Raw genomic sequence first — 14215 nt, forward strand, 5'->3', positions numbered from 1 at the left:
GCATTAGCTCAACTGTTAAGCTTTACAGTATCGATGCTGAAGATGGGATTTAAATATGCCGACGTCCAAGCCTTTACCAGTTGCTTCAACTATTAAATCCTGAGTCGAGAGGAGGCTGGCTTTTTGCCATATTTGGGTGTTTAGCCAATCATAAATAGGCTTTAAATCTCGGTTGTTGATCTGTTGAGGAATATTGATGGTTTTGGCCATTGTGTGTTTAAATTGTGCCGCATACATGGCACCTAGGGTGTAACTCGGGAAGTAGCCAAAGCTGCCGTCAGTCCAATGAATATCCTGCATGCAGCCATCTTTGTAATTACCTTTGGTAGAAATACCCAAAAGCTGTGACATCTTGAGGTCCCACAGCTGGGGAATATCTTTACCCTGAACAACACCATTGATTAAATCTCGTTCAATTTCATAACGTAAAATGACATGCGCAGGGTAGGTAACTTCATCTGCATCAACACGGATCAAGCTTGGTTCAACACGCTGTAGTTGTGCTATTAAATTTTGCGAATTGTTAATTGCCGCATATTTTGGGAAGTAGTCGCTAGCGCGGTCGCTCAATAAGGCAATAAATTCTGGGCTTCTCGCAATTTGCATTTCATAAAAGAGAGATTGAGATTCATGAATGGCCATTGAGCGAGCTTTGCCAACAGGTAACTTAGCTAATTTCTGAGGCAAATTTTGTTCATAACACGCGTGCCCAGTTTCGTGGATCACACCCATCATGGCATTTACAAATTCATTTTCACTATAGCGCGTTGTGATACGTGTATCTTGGCTGGTACCACCACAAAAAGGATGTACACTGGTGTCCAATCGGCCATGACTAAAGTCAAAGCCAAGTAGTGTCATAAGCTCATGGGCGAGTCGTTCTTGTTGCTCTATAGGGTATTGGGCTGTATGGTCAGGTGAGTAGTCCTGCGCTGCGGTTTGAATCATTTGAGGTAACCAAGTTGCGACATCACCAAATAGTTGATCGAGTTGTGCGCTACACATTCCCGGTTCATAGATATCGAGCATCGCATCATAGGGCGTCATACTGGATGATGAGGCTCTGATCTGAGCCTCTTCTTGGCTCAAGGCAACCACAGGTTCGAAATTCTTTAGGAAGCTTTGCCAATCATTCTCTTGTCTTTGCATTCGCCATTGATGCTCGCACTTAGCGCCAGCTAGGCTTTTGGCTTTAACGAGTTCAGCTGGCAATACGGTTTGCAACTGCCACGTTCTGTGCATTTCTTTTACACTCGCCAGTTGCGTCGTGTCTAAAGCTTCATCTTTGGCAAGTTCAAACAGCTCGGCCAAATGAGGCGCTGTATGTAATTTATGAAGGTGAACAGCGAGCTCCGCCATTGCGTCGGCACGGCTATCTGCTCCCCCTGAAGGCATAAAAGTGGCTTGATCCCAGCTGCATATTGCTCTGAGATGTTCAAAATTATCAATAGACTGATAATGCTCTACAAGCTTGTTGTAACTTTGTGCTGCCATTATTTAATTTCCTCGGCGACTTCTGCAATTTTCTGCCGTAGCCAAACATGGCTTGCGTCTCTATGTAGCAATGGACTCCAAATCATATCTAGCTCAAATGGTGGGATTGGGAAAGGTGGTTCTAAAACAGCTAATGACGCATCATCTCGATAAATACTAGCTGCTTTCGAGGGCAGCGTCGCAATTAAGTTTTGTTCTTTTGCTAAGTGGATAGCGACGTGATAATTACGTGTAAAAGTGGCAATATTTCTATGTTTGCCAAAGTTGGCCAAAGCTTCATCAACCCAGCCAAGTTTTTGTACATCTTCGGGGTTCATACCAACGCCAACGCCAAACCCTGTTTTACTGACCCAGATATGCCGTGCGTTCAAATAGGCTTCTAGTGTAAAGTCTTCTTTAATTGGGTTATCTGATTTGACTAAACAGCTAAAACTATCTTTCCAGATTTGTTTATGATGGAAAGATTGTGGCAGATTCTCAAAACGGTTGATGGCCATGTCTACTTTGCCATTTTCAACATCATGGAACGTCACGTCACTGGGCGTAAGTATATCGAGCGTTGTGTCAGGCGCTTCATTGTGTAGTTTTGCCAACAGCTTTGGGGCCAGTGTGCTCGCTGCATAATCACTGGCCATAATTCGAAATACACGTTTACTTTGACTGGCTTCAAACTCTCTATTTGGAGCCAATGTCTCTTCTAGAGTCATTAAAATACCGCGAATAACAGGCTGTAGCTCCAAAGCGCGCTCTGTAGGCACCATTCCCTCACTGGTGCGCACTAGAATGGGGTCATTGAATAAGTTTCGTAGCCGTTTTAGACCATTACTCATGGCTGGTTGGGTGATACTTAATTGATTGGCTGCACGCGTGACATTGCACTCTCTGAGAAGAGTATCCAAGTATACAAGCAAGTTAAGGTCAATTTTACTAATGTTCACAATGTTCCTTTCTTGTTATTGTGATTTCCAAACCGCTGGCATTGCGGATATGGATAAACGTGTTTTGTGATGTGTTGTCGTATGTCCCTTTGCATTTTTTGCCAAAATGATGGCAACAAAAGCTCAGGATGGAAGCGCTCAAATACTGCTTTGAGTTTAGGGTTTGTCAGCACAAATGTACACATTTGCTCTGGAAATACATCATTTGGTGCGCATGAAGGCAAGCTTTGCCCCGAATACAAGTCATCAAGCGATGTTTTGGGTAATGCCTTGAATGTCATATCGGTGAGGTATTGTACTTCATCGTAGTCATAAAATATCACCCTATTGTGACGGCTGACACCAAAGTTTTTTAACAGCATATCACCTGGGAAAATATTCACCGACAGCATTTCTTTAATTGCATCACCGTAATCTTTAATAGCATGCTCAATTTGAACGTCAGACGCACTTTGCAGAAAAAGGTTTAGCGGGGTTATTCGTCGCTCTATATACATGTGCTTAATAATAATAAAGTCATCTTCATGTGTGATATTGCTGGCGATTTTGCTTTCTATTTGTTGTAGCAGTGTCGGTTCGAGCAGCGCTTTTGGGATAACCACATTGGAATACTCGAGTGTATCAGCCATTCTACCGACTCTGTCATGGTTTTTTACTAGCTGGTACCTAGCCAGTACAGTCTCTTTACCAAAGGGCTTGCTTGGTGAAAATTCATCTTTTATTACTTTGAATACATAAGGAAAAGACGGCAGGGTGAATACGAGCATAACCATGCCAGGAGTACCAGGAGCGATAGTGAATTGTTCGCGACTATTTTTTTGGTGGATTAGAAAGTCGCGATAGAACTCCGTTTTACCGTGTTTATGAAAGCCTATTGAGTTGTAGAGTTCCGCTGCGGTTTTACTTGGCATTAATTGATTTAAGAATCTCACCATCGCTGAAGGAGCGTGGGTTTCAACAAGAAAATAAGCGCGTGCAAAACCAAAGATCAGACTCATTTGTGATGCATTGGTGATCAAAGCATCTATTTTTAGCTTGCCATTTGGATGGTGCAGCAATGCGATGATAAATGGCTGTGTGCCAGAGCAAGAGACAACTCTGCCAACAATATAGGCACTCTTGTTACGGTAAAATGGCGATTTTAAGATATCAAATCGCATTCTGAAATGCTGGTGGTGAGTATTCGGAGCTTGTTTTAAAAAAGCTTTTTGTAATTGGCGAATATCTTGGCTCAGATCTTGAAATTCAGCCTGCAGTTCTGCGTCGGCAAACATTTGTTCTATGGTTTTTTTCATCCCTTCCAAAACAGGAAAGTAGCTGCGGTATTCAGCTTCAACAGGCAGTAGTGGTTCCCCCTGTTTTGTACTCGATACAAAGATAAAATCATTATTAAAATAACTATGATGAAAAAGGTGGCAAAAAACTGAATTGTAGAAGGTTTCCGCGAGCTCTGCTTGTGGGTGAAAAGTCAAAATCTGAATGTAGGACTGTTTTACTTGATGCCACAAACCATCACAAATATGGTTTGAAGGGAATTGCAGCTTTAAAATACTGACTGTTTCTTGCACCCGTTGATCATAGTGGCTAATTCTAGACTTGCTTATGCTTTCTATGGTAGCCCATTGTTGTGAAATGAAAGCTTGTGGAACTTGTGCTGTCATATCCTGAAACAGAGTATAGTGCTTTTTAAACCCGGAAATAATTAAAAAAGCGATATCTTGAGGGTCCATAAGTTATCCTTTTACGGTATAAAACATCCTGTTATTAATTTTTATTAGGTGTATCTATGCAGGATGTAAAGCTAAATTATCAAGCATATTCGCTTTAATAATTTATATACTTTAGCTTGGAACATTGTCATTTGGCAAATCTGAAAGGGGGTGTCATACCAACTTCACGAAAGGTGTGGATAGTGCTTACGCGGTTTTGGAAACTTTAAACGATGGGTGGCTGGCGCTCGGGTAAAGGTTACTCAAGTCTTTTTAGTTTTTTTTCAATTTGAGCAATTTCCTTATTTAGCACTTTTACTTTCTGCAAATAGTCTTTATTTATCGATTTTAGCTGCTTTTTAACATCTTTTACGGTGGCTTTGCGGCGTTCATCGTCCATCAATCGCGTGACTCTGCGCTGCTGCTCTCTGGCAGCTTCATCGCGTTTGCGCCCCAGTACTGCTGCGTGTTGTTTTTTAGCGCGTAATGCATGTTTTAAATTACGAATAATCTGCTTTCGCTCTAATTCATTCAGTGTTTTAAAATGCTGCTCTGAAGGAACCGTAGCCTGCGGATCTGAGTGTGTGAGAGTGTATTGTTGTGCGTTGTTAGAACAGGGGTGTTGGCTAAATACTGTGCTTTTATCTGTCATGCACTTGTAGTAAGTTACCGTGGTTTTGGCATCACCGATATTGGCAAAAAAGAATAAACACAGCAAAAAAGTTAATTTCATAGCGACGTTTCCCTGTTATCACATATACCCTAACTATAGACGAAAATAATAATTGCAGGAAAGAATCAAGTTGAAGAGTAGCAAAAGCACCTAATTAAGGATTAGGCGCTTTTGCTGTAAACTTTTTGAGTGATTTAATACTGTGAACAAGAAAAGGAATATCCATTTTTTGCTCGATATGAAACCCTTCTTTGGCAGAAATCTGTTTGTGTCTGCCATCGTGGTTAACCAATATTATTCGGTCTTTTTTATAAGTAATTAAAACACCTTGAGAGTAGTTTACACCTTGGTTTACTTCATTATTGCCCGAAACATTTCCTATCATAGTCTGCGCTGCTAGTTTGCCACAATTAAAGTGTTTATCCAGCAAAGTTACTAAAATATCGGTACCTTGCATCAGACCTTTCTGATTTGCGAAATAAGGCAAATTAGTATGCAGTGCCGTTTGTGTCACAATATCGCTACCGACAGGGTGCTCAACAATGATATACGAGCTGCCGTCTTTAAGTTCCGGTACTTCGGAAGTAAAGTGAAAATTAATTTTAGTGTCCTCGGAATGTGCATCAAGGTACTTAAAAGGGTTACCTTGGGCGACGGCAAGTGCATTTTGCGTATTCCAAATAGGTGGCAGGTGGTTTTCTGTTATGGTGTTTCGATAATACGCTGGTAAACCGTAGACCAAATTAAAGTAGTGGTCGCTCGTATTTGTGGGCACCAATACTTGTGAGTGAGTTAGAAAATCGCCGTTGAGTGTTTGCTGTTTATCAGACGTCAATGAGCTATTGAGTACAATGATATCAACAGGCGCAGCGTTGAACTCGCAGTGTGGCAAGCTGCTAGGAATCTGAAAGTGAGTGGTGGCGTTTTCTAAACGAACCGTTCTCGCTTGTTGATATTCGTTTAAATCCAATAACTCATGTCTTGCAAGCAGAGTTTTAGCTGTGGTTGGGTATGACAGCGGTAATACATTGTCCTGTTTTGTAATATCAAAATAGTTATTTGCGTCTGCCCAAACGTGCATCAAATGGCTAGTTGCAAAGCAGGTTACTAGGAATGCAGTTGCATATTTTGGAAATCGATACGATTTCAGCTTGTCCAAATGGCGCCAAGCATGATTCCCAACAATTAGCTCAAAACTTAATATGGCAATAAAACAGATAAGGATTATCGCAGTTGTAAGTACGGAGAGTCCATTGATCATGCCAATCAAAAGAGAAATGATCTCTGGCAATGATTGAACGCTAAGGTGATAACCATGTTGATAGTACACAAACGCATCAAGACACAGCACTGATATGCCGAATGTTGCAATGATAGCGGCCATCCCTCGTATATGGCGAGGGTAGGGGAATATCAAACTAAGAGGAAAAACGGTTAAGACAAAAGCGCAAAATGTTATGAAGCTGGTGTGGCTGATCCAAGTTACAAACATGTATACCCAGCCAATCATACTGCTTGGTGCTGCGTCTGCTGCCAAGTAAGCCAGTGCTATAACAAGCACCAGCCCAATATTGGCAAAGGTAAACCAGTGTCCCCAACTTAGCAGTTGACTCGCTTTTGAAGAAAAAGGACTGTGTGGTGTTAAATTCATTCCGTTATTTTACCGATTGAGTAAGCGCCTTAGCAAAATTGTCAGCGACATCTTGTCTTTTACTCTCTGGCACATGCTCTTTTAGAATGTGCGTGATAGAATTTCCTAAACACATTAAACTTAAGTCGACAGGTGCTTTGTGCTCTTGGAGTACATTGATTAAACTATCAACAATTTGTTCTACTTGTTCATTGGAATATTTAGACTGAATTGGCATCGGTTGGTTCAAATTAATAAAGTTACAATTCTTCATATTCTAACACCAGAGGCGTTAAAAACAAAGATGAGCATTGAGGTGAAAAAGCTTGTTGTACATTATGTAGACAAGCAAGACGAAGAAACGCAAATCCATTTACGCGAAGATGAAATGATCATTAATGATCGGGTCAATGTTTTTATTGAACAGTTGCACCACGCTTATAATGGAAAGCCAGGTAAAGGTTTCTGTGCGTTTGATGGAGACAAAAATAGCACAGTTGCGTCTGCCATGCAGAGTTATCGTAATAATGAGCTTGCTTTTTGGCACCTGACGCAGCAGGCAACAGAGGTTTTAAAAGAAGAGCTGAATAAATATGCGTTTCACGAAACGGGCTATTTAGTTTTTTGTCATTATCAATACGTCGGTTGTGATTATATGCTAATTGCGCAAATTAGTATAAAAGAACATTATTCGATCACGTCTGAATTAGATTTGGCCAGTTCGAGGCATTTGGATATTTCTCGTATGCAATTGGCAGCTCGAATCGACCTAACGGCATGGGATACTCAGGCGGACGAAAACCGTTATATCTCCTTTATTAAAGGGCGTGCAGGTCGTAAGGTTGCTGACTTTTTCTTGGATTTCTTAGGGTGTGCTGAAGGGGTAGATCCAAAGCAGCAATCTCAAACTATGTTGCATGCCGTAGAAGATTATTTGTCTGAACAGCAGTTTGAAAAGTCAGAAAAAGATGTGATCAGAAAGGAAGTATTTGACTATTGTAATGATTGTATCAACAGTGGTGAAGATGCTGATATTGAAGGCTTATCAGATACTCTGTCAAAATCATCAGATGTGCAATTTGAAGACTTCTACAAAGAGCAAGGATATGAATTAGAGGAATCGTTCCCGCTTGATAAAAAAACCGTGACCGCCATGGTGAAGTTTTCAGGCATGGGCGGCGGTGTTAGCGTCGGTTTTGAGCGAAAACACCTAGGCGAGCGAGTGATTTATGATCCAGTTAACGATACGCTGACAATTAAAGGCGTGCCGCCAAATTTAAAAGATCAGTTAGAAAAGTATTCACAAGAAAATTAAAAAAAGGCCTAAGGGCCTTTTTTTAATTTGTGGCGGGCATAATCTATGAACTCAAGACTTTCCGGTGACAACAAACTCTGCCAATTGTTGTCCTAACTTGTCTGCCAGTTTGCCCATCGCGTTACTTTTTGCGGTGTCTTTAAAACTTGAGGCTGCTTTTACTTTGGCGTTGAAGTGTGCTTTTTCCTCGCCTTGCTCAGTTATTACTAAATAGCTCTCAGCTAGACTGTAATACGTACCAGACTTTTTCATATCCTGCCAATCGACCCTAAATTTCAAAGCAAAGTCGGCGTTCTGATCAATGACCTTGATACCTTGGCTTGAAAGGGCTTGAGCAAGCATGTCTCTGACTTTTTGATGCTTTTGACTATCGGCACTTATACTAAAGCTGATGTTGTTTAGTAAAGCGTCTGCTGCTTTCAGTTTTGCACGTACTGCGCTGGACTTGGCTACGTGTGCAGCTTGGAGCATTTGCAAGTAGTTATTATATTTGTCACGTTTAACTCCGAGCTGTTTTAAGGCAACGGCGCTTTTTAGTGCAAGGCTCTTGCTCTGAGTGCGGGCAATTTGAAAGTGGCTAATCTCATCGTCAATCGCACGAATCGACAGCTCAGTTTGCATGACCGCTTCGGTACGGTTAAATGCAGCTAGTGCATAGACCGTTCTATTATCTACGCTGATATATTCATCTTCAATCTTGACGCCTTGTAGCTGTATGTTGGGCACTTTTGACTGAATATATTCATCGATATGAAAAGTCATCGATTTTTCGTCAGCTTGCTGCTTAATCGTAGTGTTTGCAGAAATCGTGACATTTAATTGCTTGGCAAGCGCTAACCGTGCAGACTCCTGCGCAGCAAGTTTAGCTTGTTGCATATCACCTGTATTCTGAGCATTGCCTACGCCATATATCATGTAACTTGAAGTTGGTGTCACAGATATCCACTGCGGCGTTGTATTTTCCTTTACTTGTGTTGCCGAGTTACTTTGACAACCAGCAATCAGAGCGACACTAAACAGTGTCGCTACGAGGGGTTTAGAAGCCAAAACGCGAACGCTCCTGCAACTTTTGAATTTTCTTTTGTCCATTCCATACCTCACGGTTTGTAGTCATGTCTATCAATCGTAAGTCAACTTGATAGAAGGTCACGCGATCGCCACCTTGCTCGTCAACAAATGAGTTGATAGTCCCTGAAAGGGCGTAGTCAGCGCCGTACTCTTGTCCCATCTCATTTTGAGTTTCTAGACTAGAGTTAAGTTCTTGATCTTTACGTTCTTCACGTATATCACGTCGAACGTCTTTATTGGCGACAAAGTCAGCCTGGCCGCTACGCAATATTGACCGTTTTAGATCATTTAAAAAAGTATCAACAGCGATGTGTTGGTGTGATTTATTGCGTACCGATTGGATGATAATAGCAGGTTTAGATCCTTCTCTTTGTAAGTGATCGTTAACCCATGGGAAGCTCAGCATATCGTTTATCATGGCTTCAGCAACTAATTGAGAGTCCTTTGCATTCCATTTGTCAGATAATGCAACCTCTTGATTTGCATCTACTCTCTGTACTTTGGTTGATGAACAACCAGAAACAGCAAGTGTGCAAGCCACGAAAAGCGGAGTGAGTTTTAGTAAGGTTTTATTACATTTCATAACAATTTTCCATTATAAAAAAGTTGATTCTGGTGTGGCTACACGCGTTTGCTCTAAAAAGGTACGGGTATGCCAAAGCGTTATTTCATCCAAGACTTGGATCGTTTCTGACTGTTCGATCACCTGCCCAGATGTTAAATGTGTTTTTAAAGTGATCACGTGCTTGCCCTTTGAAATTGGCAGTTGCACGTAATTAACTTGTGCCGGCAAAGATTGCCATTGCCTTAAATCAGCTGACGCAGTGACCGCATTGACAACAGATGTGGCAAATTTAGCAAAGCCGGAAAACTGAGAGTTTAATCCTGTTGCTGAAATCGCTTTTTGGGCAGTGAGTGCTTTGACCAGTTCTCTTGCAAGCGCAATTTGAATTTCAGAGTTCGCATTATTCAGTGCATCTTGCAGCGTCAATAGGCTTACGGAGTAAATTTTATTTAAGTCGGCAATTTTTTTATTATTAACCCACACTTCTGAGCGTTTAATTTGTTGTTTCAGCGGCTCTAGGTAAGTAACAGAAATTCGGCTGCCGTACTCCAACGCACTGATTAGACCTATATCCACAGCATCCTCCCAAATTGGCCCGAGAGGAATTCGTTTGGTTAGGGCGCCCATAGCGACATCACCAATGTCGCCAGTTGCATAGTTTTGCATTAAATCAAACAAGCTGGTATCGGCATAGAGCATTTGAAACCATCGCATTTGCGCTTGTTGTTCGTGACGTGTGCCCCACAGTATAGGCGTCATGACTAGGGCCTTTGCTTCCTTATCCGCGCGTAAAAGCAAGTTAAACTGCTTTCTTTGAGGGCCAATTCCGATATTTTGAAATATGTTTAATACCGGTTGAGATTGCGTGCTTTTGGTTATTTTTAGCGCTTTTCGCAATGCTGAAACTTCATTGTCATAGCCGCCAGCTTGCACCATAACGCGCAGTAAATCGCGTTTGATTTGTAGAACGATACTGTCGCTAATAGCATATTGTTTGGCAAATCCTCCTTCAAATGCATGTATTGCTCTTTGATATTGTATTCTTGCAGAGTCTAGCTCTTGACTGCGTTCAAACAAAATACCACTGACATAATGGGCAAATGCGTCATCTTTATATTCAATATCTTTGAGTAAATCGTTTGGTGCGAACAATGGCCTTGTGATGTTGTTAATTTGCTCAGTGAGGCTATCCAAACCAGATGGCTCATCTTGTTCATCATACCCACCGGTTTTATCTTTCAGTCCACTTAAATAAGTATCGAGTTGTCGCATTTCAACGAGTGCAGAATCCAAATAGGTTTGCCGGTCAATCTCAGATTGATTGGCAAGTGCATTGTAATTGAGTGCTTTGTAAAAGTTGATCAGCGGTCGATGATAAATTTTACCAGCATATGTTGTATAAGTGGGACCACTCACAAGTGCCAAGGCTCTCTCAGATACGCTGATTGTGTACTGTTGTTCTATGATTTGCTGCGCTTCATTTAACAGCTCGTTGCTGCGTTGATAGTTGCCTTGTAAGTGATTAAGCATGCCAAGCTCTAGGTAATGTAACAATTTACTTTTACCTACAGGTGAATAATCTGTACGAATAGCTTGCTTCGCCGATTCATACTCCCCTTGCTGAGCGAGAAGAATAGCGCTTTTGTTTGCTGGTGTACTTTGGCATCCACTTAGCAGAAGTACATAAACTACTGTTAAGAAAGAAAAGTGCGACTTGAAATAAGTATTAACTTGCACGTTGACATCCATGACTTGTAAAAAACATGACAGTGACTATACCAATTAATTCAGTTATATTGTCAGCAAGTTTAAGATTTTTTTAGATTTTTTAAAGAACAAAGTTGTAAAAAATCGTTCTTACAATTTATTACTGTAATTAGCCCAGCCTTTTGTTAAATTTAAATCATCGCTTTAGGCAATTAATCTTACGAAGGAAAATACCATGAAACTTAAATCGCTACTTACTACTGTGCTTGTTACAGGGATCTTGGCAGGTTGTAGCTCAACACAAGATAAGTCTGCTTCTCAGTCAAAAGTGAACATCCCAGATTGGGTATTAAACCCAACTATTGAAAATGGTATCGCTGCTGCTGATTGTGTTAAATTCTCTGGTAATATTTCAATTGACCAAAAACATTCAGTGGCGAATGCTCGCTTAGCGTTAGCACAACAAATCGAAACTCGAATTGAAGGTCTAGATAAGACATTTGCAAATCGTACAGATGCGAATGATGATACGACTGTAGGTTCGACATTTAGTTCAGTTTCAAAGCAATTAACTAAACAAACGCTCAACGGCTCACGTGTAAACAAGGCGGATGTTGTAGAAATAGGTGGCAAAGACTATTACTGTTCACTTGTCGTTTTATCACCGCAGCTAACTCATTCTTTATTTAAAGATGTAATTAAAGAGAGCAAAAAAGAGATCAATCCTCAAGACGAAAAGTTCTTGTATCAAGAGTTCAAAGCATATAAAGCAGAAAAAGATTTAGAAAAAGAAATTGCTAGATTGACCAACTAATAAAACGCGCCCACGGCGCGTTTTTGGCTTGTAAGGATTTTAAAGTGAAGAAAGTACTAGCATTGACAATCGCTTCTCAGTTTGTAGTAAGTACTGCTTTTGCAAGTACAGCAACACTTTTTGGTGAATTGTCAAAAGAGATGCAGGACTATGATAGCAAGAAGCAGTCAGGTCCTGAAACAACCTCAGAACAATCTGAGTTTGAACAATTTAAAGCTCAGCACTTAGGTGAATACGAACAATTTGTTGAACAGCACTTAGCTGAATATGATGCGTTTAGAGATACATTGATCAAAGAGTGGGGTGAGGCGAAAATTGCGTCACAAAGTGAGTATGTTTCCTATTCCGATGACAACCGTGCACGACTTGAAGTCGATTTTGAACGCAATGAGATTGTATTAAGTATTCGTCATGAAGGAGAAGGCGCACCGTCAAAAGCAGAAGTAAAGCGTGAGTTTGAACGCTTTAGGCAATCGGAAAATGCACTTATACAGAGCTTTTTTAGCGGAGAGCAGTCTTCTCTAGAAGAGGCCACTTATCAAGACTATGAAATTGATAGAAACTTAAAAGTAAGTGCCATAATTGATGCGAAAGCCAAGATAAAACAGCAGACAGTTGAACAAAAGCAATTGCTTGAGAAGAAGGCTGATGAAAAGCTAGCGTTGCCGCAATCGAGCACCTCAGAAATATCAGATAAGCTTGCGGAAGATAAAGCGAAATTAGAGCAATTAGAAGTTAAACGAATTCAAAACTTGGCGCAGTCCGTCAGACAGATAGCTGGTCAAAATGATGAAAAGGTGACTAAGGTTACCATTAAGCTTCCACAAGGAAGTTTAGCCAAAAAAAGAGCCTCATCTTACACTGACAATATTGCCAAGCACAGTGAACGCTTTGAAGTGGATGCGAGTTTGGTGTTAGCAGTGATGCATACCGAGAGTCACTTCAATCCTCTTGCCAAATCACATATCCCGGCTTATGGCTTAATGCAAGTTGTACCGACAAGTGCCGGGGTCGATGTGAATCGGTTTTTGTTTAAAATTGACGAACCGATGAGTGCTCCATATTTGTATGTCGTGAATAACAATATTGAAGCGGGTACAGCTTATCTTCACCTGTTAAACGACAGATATTTAAGTTACATAAAAGACCCGTTAAGCAGGAAATACTGCATGATCGCCGCGTACAATACGGGAGCAGGCAATGTTGCTAGAGTTTTCAATTCAGATAACTCTAGGAATATTCGAGATGCTGCAAAGATCATTAATTCTATGTCTCCACAGCGCGTTCTCGAAGCGTTACAGACAGGCTTACCGTATGATGAGACAAAGCACTATCTGAAAAAAGTTTTAACGGCAGAAAAGCTTTATATCTAGCAAATCTAAGAGTCGCATAGATTTTGCGACTCAATTTCATCCCCACCTTAACTTGCAATGATTTCTCACACCGTAAAAACTAATACGCTAATCACATTTATACCGTAGATGAGTAACAATCAATCATAACGGGTTGTTTGTTGAGGTAGTAGACAGCGATAAGAATACTAATGAATTGCGGCTAAATTTATATCGTGTTCAGCCTTGATCTAATTAGTGAATGCAGCCAACAGCCTAGTATATGGTCAGGGAAACATCATGCCGTTATATTTCAGGCAAAAAAAACCAGTCAATCATGACTGGTTTTTTTGTGGCGATTGCCAGGTTAGATCAGTTATTCAACTGGCTGTGGTGAGGCCATTTTAGCACTTGCCCTAGCTGTTGGTGATTTTGAACCTACGCCCAATCCACTAGATTGGATAGCCGCTCTCAATTCATTTGGCATGGCACTAGGAACAACAGCATCAGACACTTCTTCTGCAGAGCTGGCTTTTGTCATTGGTGATGCTGATGTATTGGTATAGCGTACACGGCTTGACTTTGTTGGCTTAGCTACAGGTGCTTTCATAGGTGCTTGTTCAACAACAGGTGCAGGTTCAGCAACAGGCGCTGGTTCAGCTACAGGCGCAGGTTCAGCAACAGGTGCAGGTTCAGCAACAGGTGCAGGTTCAGCCACAGGTGCAGGTTCAGCAACAGGCGCTGGTTCAGCAACAGGCGCTGGTTCAGCAACAGGTGCAGGTTCAGCAACAGGTGCAGCAACAGGAGCTGGTTCAGAAACTGGCGCTGGTTCAGCTACAGGTGCTTGTTCAGCAACAGGCGCTTGTTCAGCAACTGGCGCAGGTTCAGCAACAGGTGCTTGTTCAGCAACAGGTGCTTGTTCAGCAACAGGTGCTTGTTCAGCAACAGGTGCTTGTTCAGCAACAGGTGCT

General features: G+C 41.3%; 12 protein-coding genes and 1 pseudogene. 3 read left to right on the forward strand and 10 right to left on the reverse strand.

Annotation, left to right across the window (positions count from 1 at the left end; all coding sequences use genetic code 11):
* Nucleotides 1-15: 15 nt before the first annotated feature.
* The 6 genes from N483_RS09050 to N483_RS09075 form a co-directional block, all read right to left on the reverse strand.
* Nucleotides 16-1494: a carboxypeptidase M32 gene (locus tag N483_RS09050; RefSeq protein WP_023402182.1), complete on the reverse strand. Its 1479-nt coding sequence runs from the start codon at nt 1492-1494 to the stop codon at nt 16-18.
* A complete protein-coding gene (locus tag N483_RS09055; protein ID WP_023402181.1) occupies nt 1494-2432 on the reverse strand; it encodes a LysR family transcriptional regulator in 939 nt (312 codons plus the stop codon). The genes N483_RS09050 and N483_RS09055 overlap by 1 nt, the downstream gene beginning before the upstream one ends.
* Nucleotides 2429-4162 carry a bifunctional isocitrate dehydrogenase kinase/phosphatase gene (gene aceK / locus N483_RS09060; RefSeq protein WP_023402180.1) on the reverse strand — a complete coding sequence of 578 codons (1734 nt, stop codon included), beginning with the start codon at nt 4160-4162 and terminating at the stop codon, nt 2429-2431. The genes N483_RS09055 and aceK overlap by 4 nt, the downstream gene beginning before the upstream one ends.
* Before the next feature lie 238 nt (nt 4163-4400).
* Nucleotides 4401-4874 (reverse strand): hypothetical protein, encoded by a 474-nt coding sequence (locus N483_RS09065; protein WP_023402179.1) that lies wholly within the window; start codon nt 4872-4874, stop codon nt 4401-4403.
* 94 nt (nt 4875-4968) lie between these two features.
* On the reverse strand, nt 4969-6465 hold the full coding sequence (locus tag N483_RS09070) for a DUF3413 domain-containing protein (RefSeq protein WP_023402178.1): 1497 nt from the start codon (nt 6463-6465) through the stop codon (nt 4969-4971).
* Nucleotides 6466-6469: 4 nt separating this feature from the next.
* A complete protein-coding gene (locus N483_RS09075; protein ID WP_023402177.1) occupies nt 6470-6682 on the reverse strand; it encodes a DUF1414 domain-containing protein in 213 nt (70 codons plus the stop codon).
* Between the two features lie 66 nt (nt 6683-6748).
* On the opposite strand from N483_RS09075, the gene yejK reads away from it, so the two are divergent.
* Entirely contained in the window at nt 6749-7759 is a 1011-nt protein-coding gene (yejK, locus tag N483_RS09080; RefSeq protein ID WP_023402176.1) for a nucleoid-associated protein YejK, read from the forward strand.
* 51 nt (nt 7760-7810) lie between these two features.
* On the opposite strand, the gene N483_RS09085 is transcribed toward yejK, so the two are convergent.
* Genes N483_RS09085 through N483_RS09095 form a run of 3 tightly spaced genes read right to left on the reverse strand, consistent with a single transcriptional unit; the run spans nt 7811 to nt 11129 of the window.
* On the reverse strand, nt 7811-8806 hold the full coding sequence (locus tag N483_RS09085) for an LPP20 family lipoprotein (RefSeq protein ID WP_023402175.1): 996 nt from the start codon (nt 8804-8806) through the stop codon (nt 7811-7813).
* Nucleotides 8796-9410, reverse strand: a complete 615-nt coding sequence (locus N483_RS09090; protein WP_023402174.1) for a penicillin-binding protein activator LpoB — start codon at nt 9408-9410, stop codon at nt 8796-8798. The genes N483_RS09085 and N483_RS09090 overlap by 11 nt, the downstream gene beginning before the upstream one ends.
* A 12-nt stretch (nt 9411-9422) precedes the next feature.
* Entirely contained in the window at nt 9423-11129 is a 1707-nt protein-coding gene (locus N483_RS09095; RefSeq protein ID WP_023402173.1) for a hypothetical protein, read from the reverse strand.
* Between the two features lie 205 nt (nt 11130-11334).
* Between N483_RS09095 and N483_RS09100 the strand changes: the two genes are divergently transcribed.
* Complete coding sequence (locus tag N483_RS09100) at nt 11335-11913, forward strand: LPP20 family lipoprotein (RefSeq protein ID WP_023402172.1); 579 nt, start codon at nt 11335-11337, stop codon at nt 11911-11913.
* A 44-nt stretch (nt 11914-11957) separates the two neighbouring features.
* The gene (locus N483_RS09105; RefSeq protein ID WP_023402171.1) at nt 11958-13286 is read left to right on the forward strand and encodes a murein transglycosylase domain-containing protein; all 1329 of its coding nucleotides are present in this window, start codon (nt 11958-11960) and stop codon (nt 13284-13286) included.
* 334 nt (nt 13287-13620) lie between these two features.
* Here the strand turns inward: N483_RS09105 and N483_RS27235 are convergent.
* Nucleotides 13621-14215, reverse strand: a pseudogene (locus N483_RS27235) (ribonuclease E); the annotation flags it as partial.

It is taken from the genome of Pseudoalteromonas luteoviolacea NCIMB 1944 (assembly GCF_001625565.1).
Classification (GTDB): Bacteria; Pseudomonadota; Gammaproteobacteria; order Enterobacterales; family Alteromonadaceae; genus Pseudoalteromonas; species Pseudoalteromonas luteoviolacea_F.

Excerpts from the sequence above, each read along its gene's own strand:
- N483_RS09050 (WP_023402182.1), bottom strand. The coding sequence starts at position 1,494 with ATGGCAGCACAAAGTTACAACAAGCTTGTAGAGCATTATCAGTCTATT.
- aceK (WP_023402180.1), bottom strand. The coding sequence starts at position 4,162 with ATGGACCCTCAAGATATCGCTTTTTTAATTATTTCCGGGTTTAAAAAG.
- N483_RS09065 (WP_023402179.1), bottom strand. The coding sequence starts at position 4,874 with ATGAAATTAACTTTTTTGCTGTGTTTATTCTTTTTTGCCAATATCGGT.
- N483_RS09070 (WP_023402178.1), bottom strand. The coding sequence starts at position 6,465 with ATGAATTTAACACCACACAGTCCTTTTTCTTCAAAAGCGAGTCAACTG.
- N483_RS09075 (WP_023402177.1), bottom strand. The coding sequence starts at position 6,682 with ATGCCAATTCAGTCTAAATATTCCAATGAACAAGTAGAACAAATTGTT.
- yejK (WP_023402176.1), top strand. The coding sequence starts at position 6,749 with ATGAGCATTGAGGTGAAAAAGCTTGTTGTACATTATGTAGACAAGCAA.
- N483_RS09090 (WP_023402174.1), bottom strand. The coding sequence starts at position 9,410 with ATGAAATGTAATAAAACCTTACTAAAACTCACTCCGCTTTTCGTGGCT.
- N483_RS09100 (WP_023402172.1), top strand. The coding sequence starts at position 11,335 with ATGAAACTTAAATCGCTACTTACTACTGTGCTTGTTACAGGGATCTTG.